This window comes from Aeromonas sp. HMWF016, from assembly GCF_963878195.1.
Lineage (GTDB): Bacteria > Pseudomonadota > Gammaproteobacteria > Enterobacterales > Aeromonadaceae > Aeromonas > Aeromonas lacus.
Genome location: NZ_CAWNWX010000094.1, coordinates 52743 through 74231, shown reverse-complemented (window position 1 = coordinate 74231; position 21489 = coordinate 52743). Strand labels below are relative to the sequence as shown.

The window sequence follows — 21489 nt, the reverse complement described above, 5'->3', positions numbered from 1 at the left end:
TAAACGAACTGGTAACTTCGACTAATGACAGACAACAGCCAAATCAAGGTGATCGTCGGCATGTCCGGCGGCGTGGATTCTTCCGTCTCGGCCTACCTGCTCCAGCAGCAGGGCTATCAGGTCGAAGGCTTGTTCATGAAGAACTGGGAAGAAGACGACACGGACGAGTACTGCTCTGCCGCCCAGGATTTGGCTGATGCCAAGGCCGTCTGCGACAAGCTGGGGATGAAACTCCACACCATCAACTTCGCGGCCGAGTACTGGGACAATGTGTTCGAGCACTTCCTCGAAGAGTACAAGGCTGGCCGCACGCCGAACCCGGATATCCTTTGCAACAAGGAGATCAAGTTCAAGGCATTCCTCGAATTTGCTGCCGAAGAGCTGGGAGCCACCTACATCGCCACCGGCCACTATGTGCGCCGTGACGACAGCACCGGCCGCCCGCGCCTGCTGCGCGGTCTCGATACCAACAAAGATCAGAGCTACTTCCTCTACACCCTGAGCGAGAAGCAAGTGGGTCAGAGCCTGTTCCCGGTTGGCGATCTGGAGAAGCCGGAGGTGCGCCGCATCGCCGAGCAGCTGGATCTCATCACCGCCAAGAAGAAAGACTCCACCGGTATCTGCTTTATCGGCGAGCGCAAGTTCAAGGACTTCCTGGCCAAGTTCCTGCCCGCCCAACCCGGTAAAATCGAGACCGTGGATGGCAAGGTGATCGGCGAGCATCAGGGTCTGATGTATCACACCCTGGGCCAGCGCAAGGGGCTCGGTATCGGCGGGCGCAAAGATGCCACCGAAGAGGCCTGGTATGTGGTCGACAAAGAGGTCGAACGCAACGTGCTGGTGGTTGCGCAGGGCGAGCATCCGCGCCTCTACTCCGATGGTTTGATTGCCAGCCAATTGCACTGGGTGGATCGCACCCCCATTCGCGAGCCGCGTCGCTGCACCGTCAAGACCCGCTACCGCCAGCAGGATATTCCCTGCCTGATCCAGCCCATCGACGACGAGACCATCCGGGTCATCTTCGACGAGAAGCAAGCTGCGGTGACCCCGGGCCAATCCGCCGTCTTCTACGACGGGGAAGTGTGTCTGGGCGGCGGCATCATCGAACAGCGTTTCAGCCATCCGGTTTGAGCCAATAGCAGAAGGCAGCATACGTGAGCGATAAATTCCAAGACAGAACCATGGCCTTTGCCGGCATCTGCCAGGCGGCCGCGCTGGTCCAGAAGGTGGCCCGCGACGGCAGCTGTGACGAGGCCGCCCTGCGCGAGAGCCTCTCCAGCATTCTGGTGACCAATCCGAGCCACCCGCTCGAGGTGTTCAACAACACCCATCTGGCCATTCGCGACGGCTACCGCGCGCTGGTCGAGCAGCTGGGTGCCGATGGCAGCCAGAAGAATGCCGAGCTGACCCGCTATGTGGTGAGCCTGATTGCACTGGAGCGCAAGCTGGCCAAGCGCAAGGACATTCTCAACATGCTGGGTGAGCGGATCAGCCAGATCGGTCGCCAGCAACAGCATTTCGATCTGCTCGACGAGCAGATCCTGGCCAACATGGCGAGCATCTACAGCGACCTTATCAGCCCCATCGGGCCGCGCATTCAGGTGGCCGGCACCCCGCTGTTCCTGCAGCAGCCGCTGGTGCAGCACAAGGTGCGCGCCCTGCTGCTGGCAGGCATCCGCGCCGTGGTGCTGTGGCGCCAGCTCGGTGGCAGCCGCACCCAGATCATCTTCGCTCGCAAGAAGATGGTGGAACTGGCCAAGCGTTACTAATCATTGGCTTGCGCGCAGGCAGAGGGAGGACAAGGTGAACAGCCGCACATCAGCCTTGATATACCCCGACCGGCGCGCAAGTGAATACGGATCCCCCACACCAATCATCAGGAGTTCACCCCATGGAGCTGTCCGCGCTGACTGCTGTTTCCCCGATTGACGGTCGTTATGGCGACAAGGCCGATGCCCTGCGCCCTATCTTCTCCGAATTCGGCCTGCTGCGTTTTCGCGTTGAAGTCGAGGTTCGCTGGTTGCAGAAACTGGCCAGCCACGCCGGGATCCCGGAAGTCCCTGCCCTGAGCGCGGCCGCGAACGCCCTGCTCGACGGCATCGTCAGCAACTTCAACGAGAGCGACGCCGCCCGCATCAAACAGATCGAGCGCACCACCAACCATGATGTGAAAGCGGTGGAGTACTTCCTCAAAGAGAAAGTCGAAGTGAACCCGGAGCTGGCGGCTGTCAGCGAGTTCATCCACTTCGCCTGCACCTCGGAAGACATCAACAACAACTCCCACGGTCTGATGCTGAAAACCGCCCGCGAAGAGGTCATCAAGCCTTATTGCGAGAAGCTGATCGGCGAGATCAAGCGTCTGGCCCATGAGTACCGTGACATGCCGCTGCTCTCTCGCACCCACGGCCAGCCGGCGACCCCGAGCACCATGGGCAAGGAGATGGCCAACGTCGCCTACCGTCTGGAGCGCCAGTACAAGCAGATCATGGCGGTGGAGATCCTCGGCAAGATCAACGGTGCGGTCGGCAACTACAACGCCCACATCAGCGCCTATCCGGAAGTGGACTGGCACCAGTTCTCCGAGGAGTTCGTTACCTCCCTGGGTCTGACCTGGAACCCCTACACCACCCAGATCGAACCGCACGACTATATCGCCGAGCTGTTCGATGCCATGGCCCGCTTCAACACCATCCTGATCGACTTCGACCGCGATGTGTGGGGTTACATCTCCCTGGGCCACTTCAAGCAGCGCACCATCGCAGGTGAAATCGGCTCCTCCACCATGCCGCACAAGGTCAACCCCATCGACTTCGAGAACTCTGAAGGCAATCTGGGTCTGGCCAACGCCGTGTTCCAGCATCTGGCGAGCAAGCTGCCCATCTCCCGCTGGCAGCGGGATCTGACCGACTCGACCGTGCTGCGCAATCTGGGTGTTGCCATCGGCTATTCCCTTATCGCCTACCAGTCCACCCTCAAGGGTATCTCCAAGCTGGAAGCCAACGATGCCGCCATGGCCGCCGATCTGGATGCCAACTGGGAAGTGCTGGCCGAGCCGATCCAGACCGTCATGCGCCGCTACGGTATCGAGAAGCCCTACGAGAAGCTCAAGGAGCTGACCCGTGGCCGCCGTGTCGATGCCGAAGGGATGCGCACCTTTATCGACACCCTGGAGCTGCCGGAAGCGGTCAAGGTTGAGCTGAAGAAGCTGACCCCGGCCAACTACATCGGTGACGCCCAGCGTCTGGTTGATCTGCTGAAATAAGCGGATAAATGACACCACCGGGGCCCTGTGCATGATCTGCAACAGGGCCCCGGTTATTTTATGTGGCACCCTATACACGGTTTGCAAGAGGGCTTGCCCGAGGCCGGCTGCCGCCTCTGGCAAGACCTCTCCTGACCTTTGTCGAACCCTTTGACGAGAAGATCTATGTACGAACTCAATCTGGATATCGCTCACTTCCTCGAGCACTACTGGCAGAAGCGCCCGCTCCTTATCAAGGGCGGCTTCAAGGACTTTCAGGATCCCATCAGCCCGGACGAGCTGGCGGGTCTGGCCATGGAAGAGGTGGTAGAGTCCCGCCTCGTCACCCGTTTCGACGGCAAGTGGGATGCGGCCCACGGCCCCTTCGAATCCTATGACCATCTGGGCGAAGAGAACTGGACCATTCTGGTACAGGCTTGCAACCACTGGGCTCCCGAGGTGAACGAGCTGGCCGTGCCGTTCCAGTTCATTCCGGGCTGGCGCTTTGACGATGTGATGGTGAGCTTCTCCACCCCCCATGCGGGTGTTGGCCCCCACATCGACAACTACGACGTGTTCATCACCCAGGGTCTGGGCAAACGCCACTGGCGCGTTGGCGATGCCAAGCCGCTCAACGAGTTTGCCGCCCACGCCGCCCTGCTACACTGCGAGCCGTTCGAGGCGATCATCGACGTCATCATGGAGCCGGGCGATATCCTATACATTCCGCCCGGATTCCCCCACGAGGGCTACGCCATCGAGCCCTCCATGAACTTCTCGGTGGGCTTCCGTGCACCGGATGCCAAGGCGCTTATCTCCTCCTTTGCCGATCACTTGATCGACAACGAGGTGCGTACTGAGCGTTACGCCGACGCCGACCTCAAGCCCCGTGCCCGTCACGGCGAGATCCAGCCCCACGAGCTGCACCGTCTGCGCGAGCTGATGCAGCAGGCCCTCGATGACGAGACCCTGTTCAAGGAGTGGTTCGGCACCATGATCTCCGAGGCCAAGCACGATCTGGACGTCAATCCGGTGGAGCCGGACTACAGCGCCGAGGAAGTGGCCGACCTGCTGACCCAGGGCGAGCCTGCCATCAAGGTGCCGGGTCTGCGCACCGTCTGGTTTAGCGGCGAGAGCCAGCAGTGCTATATCGATGGTGAAGCCTGGACTCTGCAGAGCGAAGATGCGGCAGCCATTTCGCTCTTGTGTGACAAGGACATCATCACTCAGGCCGACATGGTGGAGCTGGCCGATCAGGCCGGTTTCCTGCAACTGCTGACCCGTCTGGTCAACCGCGGTTACTGGTTCTTCAACTGATCCAGCTGTGACTGAACGATAAAAAGGCGCCTTATGGCGCCTTTTTTATTGCTATGTGCCCAACGGTTCAGCCGGGAATGGCGCCGCTGTTGAAGGTAAAGCTGTAGCTATCGCCGCGGCAGAGGCTTTGACTCACCTCGAGCAGCTCCCCCTGCGCCGTGTAGCTGCGCTGCATCACGGCCAGCACCGGCATGCCGACCGGCAATCCCAGCATGGCGCTCTCGGTCTGGCTCGGCACCTGCTGGCGGATCTGGTACTGCTGGGCGACGGGCTCAATTCCCTCCTCGCGCCAGTGGGCGTAGAGCGAGCCCTCCAGCAGGTCGGGACGGGGCAGAAACTGGCGAGGGATATAGGTGGTCTCGATGGAGGTGGGGTCATCGTTGACGCAGCGCACCCGGCGGATCTTGGCGATCTCGGTGCCCTCCGCCACCCCCATCAGGGCGGCCTGCTCGGCGCTGGCGGCCACCAGCTCGCGCGCCAGCCAGCGATCGCTCAGCGCCCCGAGCTGGCTCAACTGGGCGGTAAAGCTGCCACCGGCCAGGTTGTAGGTAAACGGAGCGTGTACTACGGTGCCCTTGCCCTGCTGCTTGATCACCAGCCCCTGCTCCGCCAGCAGAGAGATCCCCTTGACCACAGTGGCCCGGGAGAGAGCGAGGCTGTCGGAGAGCTGACGCTCGGAGGGGAGCACGCAGCCGTGGGGCAGCAGTTTGCGTTCGATAGCCTGCTGCAGCCCCTGCGCCAGAATGAGATAGAGCGGCTCATCCCCTGCACAGGCCAGCCGTTGTTTCAACTCGTCAAACAGGTGTTCAGCACTCTCTCTCTGCATGGCGCTCTCGTCTAAAGATGCAAAAATATCAACAAATGAATCCAGTCCACTTTACTTTAAAATGCGTTATGGTTCACACTGGACTGACACTGGATGTGTATAATACCCACTGGACTGCAACTGGACTACACAAAAAGGTGATCGATATCGTCATGACCCCATCAAGCTCTACCTCACTTCAACAGCAGCGTATTCTGGGTTGTCTCTATGGACAAGCGGTTGGCGATGCCTTTGGCATGCCATCGGAGCTCTGGTCCCGCGAGAAGGTGCGTGCCTTCTTCGGCTGGATCCATGACTTCCTCGACGGCCCCGAGGAGAACATCGCCGCCAACGAATTCGTGCGCGGCCAGTTTACCGATGATACCAGCCAGATGGTTGCCCTGATGGATGCCATCATCGAGGAGCAGGGGGAGATCAAACCACTGACCATCGCCCGCCACATCATGAAGTGGGCCGAGGGGATCGACGCCTTTAGCAAAAATATTCTGGGCCCTACCTCCAAGGGAGCCCTTATCGCCCTGCAGCAGGGGATCCCCCTTGAGGAGATCCAGGCCAACGGCGTGACCAACGGCGCCCCGATGCGCATCGCCCCCATCGGCTGCCTGATGCCGACCAGCGACAAGGAGGTCTTTATCGAGGCCGTGCGCCTTGCCTGCGTGCCGACCCACAAGTCGGACATCGCTATCGCTGGCTCCGTAGTGATCGCCTGGGCCATCAGCCGCGCCATCGAAGGGGCCAAGTGGGCAACCATTCGTACCGAACTGCCCCCCCTCGCGCAAGAGGTGCAGAGCCGTTTCGCCTCCACCTTCAGCGCCTCCCTTGGCCGCCGCATCGAACTCGCCTTCACCGCTGTCGACAAGGCGCCGACCATCGAATCGGGTCTGGACGATATCTATGACCTGATCGGTTCCGGCATGGATGTGATTGAATCTATCCCAGCCGCGCTCGGCATAGTGGAGCTCTCCGAAGGGGATCCCATGCTCTGCGCCCAGCTGTGCGCCAACCTCGGCGGCGATACCGACACCATAGGTGCCATGGCCACCGCCATCTGCGGTGCCCTGAGCGGCATCTCGGCCCTGCCGCTGGCAGCGCGCCAACTGATTGATCAAGCAAACCGGATTGACTTCGGCCCCTATGCCGAAGCCCTTGCTCACTATCGGCAACAGGACGTATGACTATGAGCCAGCAAGCAACCGAGATGCAGCCGGAACAGGCTTCCAGCGGCATCGATCTTATCCCTCCCCACGAACGAACCAAGCAACCGGCGGAGCTCTTCTTCGTCTGGTGTGCCGCCAATATCGGCATTCTGGGGGTCGTCTACGGTGCCGTGGTGGTCTCCTTTGGCCTCTCCTTCTGGCAATCGCTGCTGGCGGCGGTCGCCGGGGTCGCCTCCTTCGCGCTGGTGGGGATCACCAGCATGGCGGGCAAGCGCGGCCGCACCACTACCCTTACCCTCTCCCGCATCTGCTTTGGCAAGCGGGGCAATATCGCCCCCACCGCCTTCTGCTGGATCAACCTGATGGGCTGGGAAGCGGTCAATCTGGTCACCGGCACCCTGACGCTGGCGGCACTGTTTGCCGCCATGGGGATGACGGAGTCCCACTGGATCACCGCACTCTCCCTGCTGCTCTTTGGCGGCCTGACCGTGGTGGTCTCGCTGCTGGGGCAAAATACCGTGCTGATGATGCAGAAGTGGATCACCCGCACCTTCGGGGTGATGACCCTGATCGTGGTGCTCTATCTGATGGCCAACGCCAACTGGCAGGTGATCATGGCGCTCCCCTCCGGTGACTGGCTGACCGGCTTCCTGCCCGCCGTGTCGGTGATTGCCGCCGGTACCGGCATCAGCTGGGCCATAGCAGGTGCCGACTACAGCCGCGACCAGAGCGAAAAATCGCGCCCCGGCTCCGTCTTCTCATCCGTGGTGGTGGGCGCCTCCCTGCCCCTCATTCTGCTGATGTTCGCCGGCATTCTGCTCACCGCCCAGATCCCCGATCTCGCCTCTACCGAGAACCCCATCGCGGCCATCGGCAAGCTGCTGCCAGCCTGGATGGCGATCCCCTATCTGGCCGCCGCGGTTGCCGGCATCGTCACCATCGCGGTGCTGAGCCTCTATTCCGCCAGCCTCAACCTGCTGAGCATGGGGGTCAAGCTGCGCCAGTCCCACGCCGTCATGCTGGATGCCGTGCTGGTCGTCGGCGTCGCGCTCTACGTACTGTTTGTCTCTGGCGACTTCCTTGGCCCCTTTATCGCCTTCCTGATCTTTTGCGGCCTCTTCCTGGCCTCCTGGGCCGCCATCTTCATCCTCGACTATCTGGCGCTGCGCCGTCATCAGGGGTACGACTATCTGGCTCTCTACGGTGATACCGGGGTGCGCAAGGGGCCGCTGCTCTGCTGGCTCGCCGGCTCCATCAGCGGCCTGATGGTCACCAAGACCGGCTTTATCGACGGCCCCCTGGCCATCGGCGTCTTTGCCGACTCCAGCCTCGGTCTGTTTGTCTCGTTTGCCGTCAGTCTGGTGCTCTATGCCCTGTTGCTGCCCCGCATGAGGAGTGTCTGAGATGACTCCGCCCGTCCCGACCATGCCGGTCATGGTGATTGGCGCCGCCTTTGGCGACGTGATGCTGGAGATGAACCGCCTTCCCGTCTCGGGTGGCGATGAAGTCGCCCGCGAGAGCGGCCGCCAGATTGGTGGCTGCGCCTTCAACGTAGCCCGCGCCCTCGCTCGGCTCGGCACCCTGGTGATCAACGGCATTACCGTCGGCCAGGGCAACTGGGGAACAGCGGTGGAAGCCGCCATGCTGGCGGAGTCGCTGCCAGTCCAGTTGCGCGATCCGGCTCACGACAATGGCTGGTGTCTGGCACTGGTCGAGCCCGATGGCGAGCGCACTTTCATCACGGTGGAAGGGTGCGAGCAGTACTGGGATACCGCGGCACTAAGCCGTCTGCTACCCGCTGGGACAGGGTGGGTCTATGCCTCCGGCTACGAGCTGACCGGTACCCAGGGCGCACCGCTGCTGGAGTGGTTGCTCCAGCTACCCGAGCGCATCACGCCGTTCATCGATCCGGGTCCCCGTATCGGCGATCTGAGCGCTGACGAGATTGCCACTCTGCTGGCCCGTGGCGCCCTCTTCTCCCTCAATCGTGAAGAGGCAGCCGTGCTGCTGGGGGCCCCCGCCAGCACAGAAACCGTGGCCAGCTTCTGCCGGCAACACAGGGCTGCTCTTATCGTGCGGGAAGATAAAGAGGGCGCTCTGGTCGGCTCCCCGGATGGTCAATGCCTGCGGGTACATCCCGTTGCGGTAACCCTCTGCGATACCGTCGGAGCGGGCGATGCCCATGGCGGCGGCACCCTGATGGGGCTCGCCAGCGGCCTGCCGTTGGCAGAGGCGGTTCGCCTCGGCAATCTGGTGGCCGCCATCGTGGTCAGCCGTCCCGGCGCCGATGGCGCACCAACCCTTTCTGAACTGGTCAATTACGACTTGCCTGTGATCACCGCTGCGTGATCGCTTTGGCCCGCTCCGGCACCGCCGGAGCGGGCATTTTTTCAATGGCAGCAACCACTTCCCCCACACCGTTCACCTCACCCCTCTGTAACAGACGATTTGCGAAGCTGAACCGGATCTTGACGGCACTTCATTTGGTGTTTTATTGACCAGAGGAGGGCTAGTATTATGAGTAGGTTCCCGATCAGTCAGAGAAGCGATCATGCAAATCAACTCAGCCTCCATGCCCATCATGCGCCCCGATTACGGCAAATATCCCTCTTATCCCGAGGCCACACCGGAGCAGATCAATCAGGCTCAAAACAAGGTGCTGGACAAGAAAGACGAGGTTGAAACTCAGCGTGAGGATCAGGCTACCGCCCGCCGCACCATGGCGGTCTCCTACTCGGCTGCGCAGCAGAACAAGGCGGTGGTCGAACGCTATATGGAAGCCAGCGATACAGAGAGCAACGAAAATAGCGGCCCGAGCGCCAGTGACGTCTATCAGGCGGCCAACCGCTACCAGCGCCAGCAGAACCTGAGCGACTACCTGCAATTCCAGCAGAGCCCGCTCGGCCAGCAGATGGGCAACATGGTCGGTGAAGAGAAGCCCAAGGGCTCCCTGCTCGATATCACCGCCTGACAGACCAACATCCGCTAATGAAAAAGCCCTCTCGATGAGGGCTTTTTGCTATCAGTGAGATCCTTCCGCCACTTCGTCGGGCAGCTCGTCAAAGAGAGGATGGTAGAGCACCTCGCCCGCCACGTTGGCCAGCCCCCCCGGCTGCAGCTCCATCGCCATAAAGCACTCTGCCGGCACCTCGTAGATGCAGCGCAGGCCAAATTCGCTGGCGGGACGGAAACCGAAGCGGCTGTAGTAGGCCGGATCGCCGAGCACCACCACCCCTTTCCAATCCATCTCGAGCGCAGTATCCAGCCCTTCACGGATGAGATCGGAGCCAATCCCCTGCCCCTGCCAATCAGGATGCACCGCAACCGGTGCCAGCCCAAGCCAGGGCCCCTCGACACCGTTAATGGTGATCGGGCTTAGCATCAGGTGGCCCATGAACTCGTACTCTTCCTCTTCGACCATGGTCACCACGGCGGCACCACACTCGCGCAGACGGTTGACCAGCTCGGCCTCATCGGTGCGGCCAAAAGCGGCAGTGACCAGCTCATAGACCGGCAGCATGTCACCGGGGCGCTCGGTTCTCAACATCAGGTATTACTCCTCGTACAGCAGAGCGGCCATTATTCCACAAACTGCCCCCGCTCCTGAGCACCTTTGTCCAGAAATGGGAGGGTGCACTCAGGAAAACGATCGGCAAACTGCTCTCGCAAGGCTCGCCAGTTGTCCGGTGCGGGCTGGGCCAGCACCCTCTGATAGGCATTCAGCAAGGAGGGGGACTCCCGCGCCAGCCGCGCAAACGTCTGCTCCAGCCCCGGATGCCAGCGACCATCCAGCTCATCCATCAGCTCCGGCAACTCCACCAGCAGCCTCATCAGTCGATAGCGCAGGGGGAGCTCGCTTTCAGCCGTCAATCTATCCCCATCGGCAAGTAGCCGGGTGATCCAGCCCAGCCGCTCGCACCGCTCTGTCAGCGTCAGCAACGTGGACCCCTGACGCAGCAGTGCAGCGAATTGCAGCAGCCACTCCAGCCCCATATCCCCCTCATCCTTTAGCAGCACGCCACCAGCATGGTGGAACAGCTCGGGCTCTGCTGCCTCCAACCGGGAGAGGGGATAGTTATGCAGCTGATATCCCTCGGCCGCCAGCAGTGGATCAGAAAAGAGCCGTGCCTCGTCAGCATTCATGTCGGCCAGAAAGAGGGAGATGACTGGCAGCGTCGCTTCGCACACAGCGGGATCGCAGAGGATCACCACAACGATCCGCTCATCCTGCTGCCATCTGGCCAGCGCCTGCTGCAACGCCCCGGTCAGGGCAGGACGGCGATCCAGCCGCCAGTAACGCACCTCGCACGGCTGATGACCGTCAATCAGACGCAGCCCCTGCTCAACCATGCCAAGCTTGGCCATCACCCGGCCAGAGGCCAGATTCTGCGGCATATGGCGAGCCGTGATGGCGGGCAGATGCAGCTGGTCAAAGGCGAATGCCTTGACCAGTCTGGCCGCCCGGGTTGCAATGCCGCGCCCCTGCCAGGGGACACCGACCCACCAGGCCAGCTCGCCATTCCAGTGCAGTGAGATGACGCCGACAAGGGGCGCTTCTGCCTCCCCTTGCGGCAAGGTGATGGCCCAACTCCAGCCAAGGCCAAGCGCCGCTCTGCGCCAGCAAAGGGCCAGCCAGTCGCGGGCCCCCTCCGGTGGATAGGGGTGGGGAATATTGAGGGTGTAGCGGGCGATCGCCTCATCGCTGCAATAGCGCACGATCTCTTGTTCATCTCCGGCGTGCAGCGCTCGCAGCTGCAACGGAGCATCACCATCGAGTTCCCGCAAGGAGGGGATCTGCAGGCGACGCGCAAGCAGGCGATTGAGCAGAGCGCCCAGATCCGTGTGCGCATCCAGCGTCAGATCGGCGCCAACTGTCCCCAGCGTGAGCCCCCCCTGCTCCCGGGCCAGCGTCAGCAAGGAAGCTGAACCACTGATAAGGATCTGCTTGGTAGGATCGGCGTGGTGTTGTGGCAACAGGTCGCCATCAAGCCAGGCTGCCAGCAGGGCGCCGGGACAGATCACGCCATCAGGGGTCAGACCTGCCCAGGGGGCACAGTGGTGATCGAGGGTAGCGGCAGCCTCCTTGCCCAACAATAACTGCCAGCGATGGCCCCGCTGCTGCCAGCTGCCCACCACCTGGTTCCAGTGGGGCTGCCACAGGCTCCCCTCGATCAACAGCTCCATCAGCCCGCCTGACAGGCCGCTGGCAGGCTCATGTGATGTGGATGCGCCTCGATGCGGGCAATCCAGTCACGAATGGCGGGCCACCCCTGCAGAGAGAAGATCCCCTCCTCCGCCACATGGGTGTAGGCGTAGAGGGCGATATCGGCGATGGTCGGCGCCTCGCCGCACAGATAGGGGCTCTTTTTCAGTTGTTGCTCCATCACCGCCAGCGCCTTCTCGCCACCGGCTTTCAGCCCGTCGAGCCGCGCCTCCTGCGACTCGGGCCGCCCCAGATAACGGACGATAAAACGGGCCACCGCAATATAGGGCTCATGGCTGTACTGCTCGAAGAACATCCATTTGAGCACGTCGGCCTGCTGGCGCGGATCGGTCGGCCACAAAGGCGAGCCTTGCGCCAGATAGAAGAGGATGGCATTGGATTCCGCCAGCAGATCGCCGGGAGCAAGCTCCAGCACCGGGATCTTGCCATTGGGGTTCATCGCCAGAAAATCGGGGGTTTGAGTCTCCCCCGCTGCGATATCGACCGCCACCCACTCGAGAGGCAGTTCAAGCCAGCGGGCCAGCAACCACGCCTTGTAGCAGTTGCCGGAGCGCAGATCACCGTGCAGACGCATGCACACTCCTTGTGAAAAACGGGTTTGAGAAACAGATCAGGGAGCCAGACGCTCGATATGCCAGCCATCCCCTTCACGGGTATAGTAGAAACGGTCGTGCAGACGGTGTTCACCCCCCTGCCAGAATTCGACCGTCTCGATCACCACCCGAAAGCCACCCCAGAAGCTCGGCAGCGGCACTTCGCCGTTGGCAAACTTCTGCTTGAGCTCGAGAAACTTGGCCTCCAGCACGCCGCGCGCCGAGATGCGGGTCGACTGTTTGGAGACCCAGGCGGCGATCTGGCTATCCTTGGGACGACTGTGGAAGTACTTCATCACCTCGAAGGTGCTCATCTTCTCCACCCGACCAGTCACATGCACCTGACGGTCGAGGGTGTGCCAGGGGAAGAGCAGGCTGATGCGGGGATTCCCCTCCAGCTGATGCGCCTTGCGACTGCCCATGTTGGTGTAAAAAACCATCCCCTGGGTGTCGTAGTGCTTGAGCAGCACGGTACGCTGCCACGGCTGGCCGTCGGCATCAACGGTGGCAACCACCATGGCGGTGGGATCGGTCAGTTTGGCTTCGCAGGCCTGTGCCAGCCACTTCTCGAACAGCTCGAGGGGTTCGGCGGGCAGATCGGCCCGATGCAGCCCGCCTCGGGTATACTCCCGGCGCAGATCAGCAACATCCATCATCTTGATTTTCCTTCAAATAAATAATGGTTCCACGACCATCAAGAGAATGATTGCAGGCATTGTGCGCCCGATAAAGCGGCCTTGTAAACCAGGTATCAGGGACAACGTTCACCCTTCCTTGGCCACTGGGCGCCCCTGTCGCTTATATTTCCGGCTCATTTTCCATGACCGTACAGTTGGCCAGTCGCACTGCCGTCAATTTCCCTGAAATCAGGTATAGCGGCCGGTCAGCGGCCGCTCATTTATATGGAGCCACCGAACCAGGGACTGCATGACTCGCCGAATATCCACCTTGCACCGCATCCCCCTTCCACCTATCATTGCGCCGTTTGTCTGTTTCAGAATCATCCCGCTACCGGGGTGATTCATCTTTATCTGGCCAAGGTTAATCTCATGCTCAAATCCCCACTGTTGCCCCGTTTCGGGGATCTGGTCGTTGCCATTGTTGATGACGTGCTGGGCCAGGGTCTCACCCTGGATCGCGCCTATGCCCGTCACTTCTCCGGCATCGAACTCAAACCGCAAGAACAGGCAAGGATTGCCCTGGTCACCGGCGACCTGCTGCGCCGCCTGAGCCTCTACTGTGCCCTGACCGGTATTCAGGTTCGTCAGGCCGAGAAGAACGTATGGCCGCTGCTGCACAGCTGGCACGCTTTCCACAAGATCCCCCAGCCCAACCACCCGACCCTGGATCGCTTCAACGAAGAGGCATTCCGTCGCCGCCTGACCGAGGCGAAGAAGAATCCGGTATTGATGGATGGTTGCCCGAGCTGGCTGGAGAAACTGGGTAGCGAGCAGTTGGGTGAGGCTTGGTCTGCCGAGCGTGCCGCCCTGGCCTGGATGCCCAAACGCTACCTGCGGGTCAACACCCTCAAGTGTACCCGCGAGGAGTTGCAGGCCATGCTGGCCAAAGAGCAGGTCACCACCATTCCGGTTGAAGGTGTGGAGACTGCCCTGCAGGTCACCTCCGACGCAGCCCTGTTCCGCACCAAGGCCTTTGCCGATGGCTGGTTCGAGCAACAGGATGCCGGCTCCCAGCACATCGCTGCCGCACTCGACGTTGCGCCCGGCATGCGGGTGATCGACGCCTGCGCCGGTGCCGGTGGTAAGACCCTGCATCTGGCCGCCGTGATGAAAGGCAAAGGCCGCCTGCTGGCAATGGATGTGGAAGAGTGGAAACTGGAAAACCTCAAGCAGCGTGCCCGCCGCGCCGGCGCCCACAACGTGGAGACCCGGGTCATCACCAGCAGCAAGACCGTCAAGCGCCTCAAAGAGAGCGCCGACCGCCTGCTGCTGGACGTCCCCTGCTCCGGTCTTGGCGTACTCAAGCGCAACCCTGATGCCAAGTGGCGCGATACCGCCGAGCGTCTGCCGGTGCTGGTCGCTCTGCAGGAAGAGATCCTGCAGCGCTACAGCCAGATGGTGAAGGTGGGCGGCATGCTGGTTTACGCTACCTGCTCCATCCTGCCCGAGGAGAACCGCCAGCAGGTGGACAAGTTCCTCGCCGCCAACGAAAACTTCCGCCTGCTTGGTGATCACACCGTGAGTCCGGCGGCTACCGGTTTCGACGGTTTCTATCTGGCGCGCATCGAGCGGATCGCCTGATCCAGCGTGACCTGCTTTGCGCCCTTATCGCGCACGGCAGGTGCGATGAAAAAAGAGCGGCAGCCCTCGGGCTGCCGCTCTTTTTATTGATAAGGATCGCCGCGTCAGGACTCCAGCGCAGCAATCGCCTCTATCTCGATCTTCACATCCTTGGGTAGGCGAGCCACCTCCACGCAGGAGCGCGCTGGATACATGGCATCGTGCTCGGTGAAGAAGTCGTTGTAGACCCGGTTGACCGCAGCAAAGTCGTTCAGATCGGAGACAAAGACCGTGGTCTTGAAGATATTGCGCACCTCACCGCCTGCCGCCTCGACAATCGCCTTGACGTTTTGCAGAGAGCGCAGGGTTTGCGCTTCGATACCCTCTGCAATGTCACCGCTCACCGGGTCCAGCGGGATCTGGCCGGAGGTGTAGAGGATGTTGCCAATCCGGGTGGCCTGCACATAGGGGCCGATGGCGCCCGGCGCCGCTTTGGTAGTGATAACCTGTCGCATCTGTTACTTCCTCGTGCTGACAAACAAAAAGTAGGCCCGGAGCAAGCCTGCTCACCCCGGGCATGAGAGTTACATCATGTTGGTGAAGGTTCTGGAGATAACGTCCTGCTGCTGCTCGCGGGTCAGGGCGTTGAAGCGCACCGCATAACCGGAGACCCGGATGGTCAGGCTGGGGTACTTGTCCGGATTCTCGATGGCATCCAGCAGCATCTCGCGATTCATCACGTTGACGTTGAGGTGCTGACCCCCTTCCACATCCTGCTCGTGATGGAAGTAGCCATCCATCAACCCCACCAGATTGTTCTCGCGATTGGCCGGCTCCTTGCCGAGCGCCCCCGGCACGATGGAGAAGGTGTAGGAGATCCCGTCTTTGGCGTATTTGAACGGCAGCTTGGCCACCGAGGCGAGCGAAGCGACCGCCCCCTTGCGATCCCGACCGTGCATCGGGTTGGCCCCCGGCGCAAATGGCGCACCGGCACGGCGGCCATCCGGGGTGTTGCCAGTCTTCTGGCCATAGACCACGTTGGAGGTGATGGTCAGGATCGACTGGGTCGGCACCGCATTGCGGTAGGTCGGCAGCGCCTGGATCTTCTTCATAAAGCGCTCGACCAGATCGCAGGCAATGGAGTCGGCCCGCTCGTCATTGTTGCCGTACTGGGGATACTCCCCCTCAATCACGAAATCGACCGCCAGCCCGTCAGCATCGCGCACCGGCTTGACCCTGGCGTACTTGATGGCTGCCAGCGAATCGACCGCCACCGACAGACCGGCGATACCGCAGGCCATGGTGCGATAGACGTCGCGGTCGTGCAGCGCCATCAGCGAGGCTTCGTAGCTGTACTTGTCGTGCATGTAGTGAATAAGGTTGAGCGCGCTGATGTACTGCACCGCCAGCCAATCCATAAAGCTGTCGAGGCTCGCCATGACAGTGTCGTAATCCAGCACCTCGTCCATGATGGGCGCCACTTTCGGACCAACCTGGATCTTCAGCTTCTCGTCCACCCCGCCGTTGATGCAATAGAGCAGGGTCTTGGCCAGGTTGGCACGGGCACCGAAGAACTGCATCTGCTTGCCGATCACCATGGGGCTCACGCAGCAGGCGATGGCGTAATCATCGCTCTCGAAGTCGGTGCGCATCAGATCATCGTTCTCATACTGCAGGGATGAGGTATCGATGGAAACGCGGGCCGCATAGGTCTTGAAGGCACGTGGCAACCCTTCCGCCCAGAGGATGGTGAGGTTGGGTTCGGGCGCCGGCCCCATGGTCTTGAGGGTATGGAGGTAACGGAAGGAGTTCTTGGTCACCAGAGTGCGACCATCCAGCCCCATACCGCCGATCACCTCGGTCGCCCAGATGGGATCGCCGGAGAAGAGGGAGTCAAACTCGGGGGTGCGCAGGAAGCGCACCATGCGGATCTTCATGATGAAGTGATCGACCAGCTCCTGGGCATCCTGCTCGCTGATGAGCCCCACCTTCAGATCCCGTTCGATATAGATGTCGAGGAAGGTGGCAGTGCGACCGAGGGACATGGCCCCGCCATTTTGCGACTTCACCGCCGCCAGATAGGCAAAGTAGAACCACTGCACCGCCTGCTGCGCCGTGCGGGCTGGACCGGAAATATCGCAGCCGTAGCTCGCCGCCATCTGTTTGATCTGCACCAGAGCCCGTTTGTGCTCGGCCAGCTCCTCGCGCTGACGGATCACCTGCTCCAGATTCTCGCCACGTTCGAGGGCTGGTTGCAGATCGGCAAACTGCAGCTCCCGCTCACGGATTAGATAATCTATGCCATAGAGCGCTACCCGACGATAATCTCCGATAATGCGACCACGGCCGTAACCATCCGGCAAACCGGTCAAAATCCCTGATTTTCGGCAGCGCAACATCTCTGGAGAGTAGACGTCGAACACCCCCTGATTATGGGTTTTGCGCAATTCGCTGAAGGTATATTCAAATTCGGGATCCATCTCCCGGCCATACGCTTCAAACGAGCTGCGGATCATATTTACGCCACCAAACGGGTGCAGCGCTCTTTTAAGAGGCTTGTCGGTCTGCAGGCCAACAATTTTTTCCAGTCCCTGCTCGATATAACCCGGCCCGTGGGCGGTGATGGTCGTGGCAATATTGGTATCAAAATCAACCGGCGCGTGGGTGGCATTCTCGATGCGGATCCCCTCCATCACCTTGTTCCACAAGGTGGTGGTCGCTTCGGTGGCATCTGCCAGAAACTGTTCGTCACCTTCATAGGGGGTGTAGTTCTGCTGGATAAAATCACGAACGTTGATCTCGTGCTTCCAGTTTTCACCGGCAAACCCTTGCCATGCCTGACGGAATTTATCCTGATCCAATTGCATATCAACTTTCATCAAATAAACCTCATTCACTACTCATGACACTACAGTGGAAGATGTCAGACGCACTCGGCCTGACGAACCTGCTGCCCCAGACGAATGGCATCCAGCGCGATCATTTTCTCTTCATTGGTGGGAATAACTGCCGCCAGCACCATGGACTCTGCCGCCGAAATCACCCGGCAGCCCTCGCTATTGGAACGCTGGTTAAACGGCTCGCTGATCGCTACGCCAAATACCTGAAGTCGTTCGCATACCAGTTTTCTGATAAAGGCCGAGTTCTCGCCGATCCCGCCAGTGAAAATAACGGCATCCAGCCGGCGCAATGAGGTGGCATGGCCGCCGATATGGCGGGCAATACGATGGACAAAGGCGTGAATGGCCAATTTTGCCCCGGGATGTCCTTCGTGATAGGCAGCTTCCAATACCCGCATATCGGAGGAGAGCCCCGAAATACCCAGCAGGCCGGACTGCTTGTTCAATACCCGCTCGATATCCTCGATGGATTGCCCCGTCTTGCTGGCGATATAGGCCAACGCGCCAAAATCGATATCACCGCTGCGGCTGCCCATGATCAGCCCCTCCAGCGGCGTCATCCCCATCGAGGTATCGACGCTCTTGCCATCCTGTACCGCACAAATAGAGGCGCCATTGCCCAGATGGGCGATGACCAGACCGGCATGCTGCCCATCCAGCCCCATAAATACGCAGGCCTGCTCGGCCACATAGCGATGTGAGGTGCCATGGAAGCCATAGCGACGCACGCCGTAATCCTGCAGATATTGGTAAGGCAGCGCATAGATATAGGCTTCCGGCTTCAGGGTCTGATGAAAGCCGGTATCAAATACCGCAATCTGGGGCTGGTCGGGAAATAGCTGGCGGGCGGCCATCACGCCGCTCAAATTGGCGTGGTTGTGCAGCGGGGCCAGTGGCGAGACCTGCCTGATTTTGGCCAGTACCCGCTCGTCAATGATGGCCGCTTCGCTGAACTCATTGCCGCCATGGGCAATGCGATGGCCGACCAGGGTGATGGCATCGAGCAAACCGCGCAGTTTCAGCTCTTCTGCAATCGCCGCCAATGCGCAGCTATGGTTGTTTTCCGGCAAGGGAGTGGCCGGGTTTCTATCAATTTTCAGCTGTGGATGTTCGGTCTCGATACCATCGGCCATGCCGGAGATCACCACCTCGCAGGTTTTACTATCCAGTACCGAGAATTTGACCGACGAAGAGCCGCAATTGATAACCAGAACCAACGAATCAAACTTCATTACATCGCCTCGATATTTATGATGTCGAGTCACTGCAGTCAGAACATATTTACCACTGTTTGTGGTGGCCAAATAACGGATAGTCTTGCCCTGGGCCCAAATAATTGGACCAACCAAGAACCGGTTATTGCGCGCTTCTGACTGCGCCATGCAGACCCCGCCAAGAGGTCAGGGTCTGAATGGCTGATGACTTACAGAAAAGGTTTTCAGAACAGCTTGGAAACAATATTCAGGATGGTCAGCACACCGATGATGGTGACAAACACGTTGCTGGCCTGGCCTTTATATTTGGCCAGCGCAGGTGTTTTATTGACGGCATACATCGGCAGCAGACAGAGCAGTGACGCGATGATCGGCGCCCCCATTGCCTCAATCAGGTCGAGGATGTTGGGGTTCACATAAGCGACCAGCCAGGTCGAGCCCATGATGAACAACATACTGACCATGTTGAGTTTTTTACTGGAAACCTTGCTCTTGTCGCCCTGGTAGCCAAAGCGGAGGATGAGGCCGTTCAACCCTTCCAGCGTCCCCAGATAGTGGCCGAAGAAGGATTTGAAGATGGCAACCAGCGCAATGATGGAAGCGGCATACTCCAGGGTGGTGGCAAATGCAGACTTGCTGCCAGCCAGCGAGGAGAAGTGGTTGGCCAGATAGGAGAGCACCGGAATATTCTGGGCCTTGGCTTCCGCCATATTTTGCGGCGACAGGGTAAACAGGCAGCTGAAGGCAAAGAACATCACCACGGCCACCATCAGCATGCTGGCACCGGAGATAATCTTCGAGCAGCGCTTCTCGGTAAAATCACGACCGAACTCCTGCTCATACTCTTCCCGTTTGGAGACGATGAAAGAGGAGACAATCGGCGAGAAGTTGAAGGAGAAGACCATGATAGAGATCCCCAACCAGACGGTGACCAGAATACCGTCGTGACCGAACATCGATATCTCGCTCAGATTGACCTGATCAAAGACGGCACTGTTCCAGTAAGGAACTAGGGAGAGAGAGATGACCACCAGGCTGGCGATGAAAGGAAATACCAGATAGCTCATCACGCGAACCATCAGATCCTTGCCGAAATAGATCACGAAGGCCATCAACAGCAGCAGCCCAAGGGCGACAACACCCCGATTGAGCGGTGCCATTTGCAGTTGATGCTCCCAGAATGCCATGAAGGTATTGGTGATTGTCACACCATATATCCAAAGCAGTGGGCAGATGGCAAAGAAATAGAGGAAGGTAATCACTACCCCACCCATTTTGCCAAAATGCTCTTCAACGGTCTCGGTAATATTTGCCGATGGATTGCTGCCAGAAAGACATAATCTTGCCAACGCCCTGTGGCAATAAAATGCTATAGGATAAGCCAGCACCAACATGATTAATATTGGTATCAGACCACCATATCCGGCCCGAATTGGGAAAAATAGAACACCTGCACCGATCGCTGTACCAAATAGACCGAGTCCCCAGGTTGTATCCGACTTACGCCATGCTTTGATACTCTCTTTACTGCTGCTAACGACACTATCCAATATCATGACTGTATTCCTTACAGGCTAAATTGACGGATATTGTTCTGTTCGATAATTTCGGCGATTCGGGTCAGGTCAATATTGCCACCCGAAATAATGCTGACGGTCTTTTTGCCTTCGACATAATGTTTCAGCTTGCCGCTCAGCAGCGCTGCCGAGGCCAGAGCTCCCGCCCCTTCGGTAATCACCTTGTTGCGCTGAATAAGGTCAACCATGCTGTGGCGAATATCATCTTCAGTGACCAGAACGATGTCATCGACCAGCTCTTTGACAATTTCATAGGTCAGGGTGCCGGGTCTTGCCACGTCACAACCATCAGCCAGCGTGCTGCTGGTTCTGTGATTGGTAATGGTACCTGCGTAGTATGAAGCCGCCATGCCGTGGACATTCTCCGACTGCACGCCAATCACACGGATAGTCGGGTTGATGGATTTGATGGCCATTGCGACGCCGGCAATCAGACCACCGCCGCCAATCGGCACTATGATGTTGTCCACATCATAGAGATCCTCGATGATTTCCAAGCCAATGGTGCCCTGACCGGCAATCACTTTTGCATCGTCGAAGGGGGGGATAAATACACGGCCTTCCATTTCCACGATTTCGCTGACTTTGGCAATGGTGTCATTGAAACTATTGCCATGCAGAATAACTTCCGCCGAATAATCGCTGGTTGCAGCAATTTTTGATTTTGGTGCACAGCAAGGCATGACCACCTTGGCATCAATTCCCAGCATGGCACTGGACAAAGATACCCCCTGCGCGTGATTACCGGCAGAGCAGGCGACAACACCTTTTTGACGATCCTCCAGACTTAATGAACTGAGTTTGTTGAAGGCACCGCGAATTTTAAAAGAGCCTGTACGTTGCATGTTTTCAAGCTTGAGGTAAACCTCGCCATGGCAACGTTCGCTGATGTAGTTAGAGGGTAATTGCGCGGTCTTGTATATATGGTTGGTCAGTCTTTTTTTGGCTTCGGTAATATCATGAAGACCAATGGGCAGATTGCTATACATCTTCATCGCAAATCTCTTTTTATTTATTAATTTGTAGGGTTTTATTTCACTGGGCGAAGCGATACTAGGTTCTATCACTTGCAATTAATGTGAGCATAAACACAAAAAAATCTACAAAGAGACTGCGTCACGGTGAAATTATCAAAAAATGTGATGGCAGCAACACTTGAATCCAAATGGATTAAAAAAAGTAATCAGAGATTGGCGAACA

19 protein-coding genes are annotated in these 21489 nt (G+C 59.2%); 9 read left to right on the top strand and 10 right to left on the bottom strand.

From position 1 onward, the window contains the following. Positions 1 to 24: 24 nt before the first annotated feature. The 4 genes from mnmA (at position 25) to AACS24_RS15260 (ending at position 4558) form a co-directional block, all read left to right on the top strand. On the top strand, positions 25 to 1131 hold the full coding sequence (gene mnmA / locus AACS24_RS15275) for a tRNA 2-thiouridine(34) synthase MnmA (RefSeq protein ID WP_005353619.1): 1107 nt from the start codon (positions 25 to 27) through the stop codon (positions 1129 to 1131). Between the two features lie 23 nt (positions 1132 to 1154). After that, the gene (hflD, locus tag AACS24_RS15270; RefSeq protein WP_041208876.1) at positions 1155 to 1769 is read left to right on the top strand and encodes a high frequency lysogenization protein HflD; all 615 of its coding nucleotides are present in this window, start codon (positions 1155 to 1157) and stop codon (positions 1767 to 1769) included. Between the two features lie 122 nt (positions 1770 to 1891). Next, positions 1892 to 3262, top strand: coding sequence for an adenylosuccinate lyase (gene purB, locus AACS24_RS15265; protein WP_041208877.1), 1371 nt, complete (start codon positions 1892 to 1894; stop codon positions 3260 to 3262). Between the two features lie 165 nt (positions 3263 to 3427). Next, entirely contained in the window at positions 3428 to 4558 is a 1131-nt protein-coding gene (locus AACS24_RS15260) for a ribosomal protein uL16 3-hydroxylase (RefSeq protein WP_108571187.1), read from the top strand. A 67-nt stretch (positions 4559 to 4625) separates the two neighbouring features. Here AACS24_RS15260 and AACS24_RS15255 read toward each other — a convergent pair whose 3' ends face one another. Next, positions 4626 to 5384 (bottom strand): GntR family transcriptional regulator, encoded by a 759-nt coding sequence (locus AACS24_RS15255; RefSeq protein WP_041208882.1) that lies wholly within the window; start codon positions 5382 to 5384, stop codon positions 4626 to 4628. Positions 5385 to 5536: 152 nt separating this feature from the next. Here AACS24_RS15255 and AACS24_RS15250 point away from each other — a divergent pair, with 152 nt between their 5' ends. The 4 genes from AACS24_RS15250 to AACS24_RS15235 all read left to right on the top strand — a co-directional run bounded on the left by AACS24_RS15250 (position 5537) and on the right by AACS24_RS15235 (position 9512). After that, positions 5537 to 6559, top strand: coding sequence for an ADP-ribosylglycohydrolase family protein (locus AACS24_RS15250; protein WP_108571186.1), 1023 nt, complete (start codon positions 5537 to 5539; stop codon positions 6557 to 6559). Positions 6560 to 6561: 2 nt separating this feature from the next. Beyond that, complete coding sequence (locus tag AACS24_RS15245; RefSeq protein ID WP_219927730.1) at positions 6562 to 7944, top strand: purine-cytosine permease family protein; 1383 nt, start codon at positions 6562 to 6564, stop codon at positions 7942 to 7944. 1 nt (position 7945) lies between these two features. After that, a complete protein-coding gene (locus AACS24_RS15240; protein WP_108571184.1) occupies positions 7946 to 8890 on the top strand; it encodes a PfkB family carbohydrate kinase in 945 nt (314 codons plus the stop codon). Positions 8891 to 9092: 202 nt separating this feature from the next. Continuing rightward, positions 9093 to 9512 carry a hypothetical protein gene (locus AACS24_RS15235; protein ID WP_108571183.1) on the top strand — a complete coding sequence of 140 codons (420 nt, stop codon included), beginning with the start codon at positions 9093 to 9095 and terminating at the stop codon, positions 9510 to 9512. A 51-nt stretch (positions 9513 to 9563) separates the two neighbouring features. Here AACS24_RS15235 and AACS24_RS15230 read toward each other — a convergent pair whose 3' ends face one another. From AACS24_RS15230 to pdxH, 4 genes are read right to left on the bottom strand one after another with little or no spacing between them, the layout of a single operon-like run. Continuing rightward, positions 9564 to 10088 (bottom strand): GNAT family N-acetyltransferase, encoded by a 525-nt coding sequence (locus tag AACS24_RS15230; RefSeq protein WP_042031533.1) that lies wholly within the window; start codon positions 10086 to 10088, stop codon positions 9564 to 9566. A 32-nt stretch (positions 10089 to 10120) separates the two neighbouring features. Beyond that, on the bottom strand, positions 10121 to 11725 hold the full coding sequence (locus AACS24_RS15225; protein WP_108571182.1) for a GNAT family N-acetyltransferase: 1605 nt from the start codon (positions 11723 to 11725) through the stop codon (positions 10121 to 10123). Further along, complete coding sequence (locus tag AACS24_RS15220; RefSeq protein WP_108571181.1) at positions 11725 to 12339, bottom strand: glutathione S-transferase family protein; 615 nt, start codon at positions 12337 to 12339, stop codon at positions 11725 to 11727. The genes AACS24_RS15225 and AACS24_RS15220 overlap by 1 nt, the downstream gene beginning before the upstream one ends. Positions 12340 to 12375: 36 nt before the next feature. After that, on the bottom strand, positions 12376 to 13014 hold the full coding sequence (gene pdxH, locus AACS24_RS15215) for a pyridoxamine 5'-phosphate oxidase (RefSeq protein ID WP_041208889.1): 639 nt from the start codon (positions 13012 to 13014) through the stop codon (positions 12376 to 12378). Between the two features lie 393 nt (positions 13015 to 13407). Between pdxH and AACS24_RS15210 the strand changes: the two genes are divergently transcribed. Then, complete coding sequence (locus AACS24_RS15210; protein ID WP_108571180.1) at positions 13408 to 14619, top strand: RsmB/NOP family class I SAM-dependent RNA methyltransferase; 1212 nt, start codon at positions 13408 to 13410, stop codon at positions 14617 to 14619. A 104-nt stretch (positions 14620 to 14723) separates the two neighbouring features. Here the strand turns inward: AACS24_RS15210 and AACS24_RS15205 are convergent, their stop codons facing one another. The 5 genes from AACS24_RS15205 to tdcB form a co-directional block, all read right to left on the bottom strand. Then, positions 14724 to 15113, bottom strand: coding sequence for a RidA family protein (locus AACS24_RS15205; RefSeq protein ID WP_033114426.1), 390 nt, complete (start codon positions 15111 to 15113; stop codon positions 14724 to 14726). 69 nt (positions 15114 to 15182) lie between these two features. Further along, positions 15183 to 17477, bottom strand: a complete 2295-nt coding sequence (gene pflB, locus AACS24_RS15200) for a formate C-acetyltransferase (protein WP_108571179.1) — start codon at positions 17475 to 17477, stop codon at positions 15183 to 15185. Between the two features lie 44 nt (positions 17478 to 17521). After that, positions 17522 to 18730, bottom strand: a complete 1209-nt coding sequence (gene tdcD, locus AACS24_RS15195) for a propionate kinase (RefSeq protein ID WP_108571178.1) — start codon at positions 18728 to 18730, stop codon at positions 17522 to 17524. 206 nt (positions 18731 to 18936) lie between these two features. Continuing rightward, on the bottom strand, positions 18937 to 20268 hold the full coding sequence (gene tdcC / locus AACS24_RS15190; protein ID WP_108571177.1) for a threonine/serine transporter TdcC: 1332 nt from the start codon (positions 20266 to 20268) through the stop codon (positions 18937 to 18939). 11 nt (positions 20269 to 20279) lie between these two features. Beyond that, entirely contained in the window at positions 20280 to 21284 is a 1005-nt protein-coding gene (gene tdcB / locus AACS24_RS15185; RefSeq protein WP_041208895.1) for a bifunctional threonine ammonia-lyase/L-serine ammonia-lyase TdcB, read from the bottom strand. Positions 21285 to 21489 lie beyond the last annotated feature (205 nt).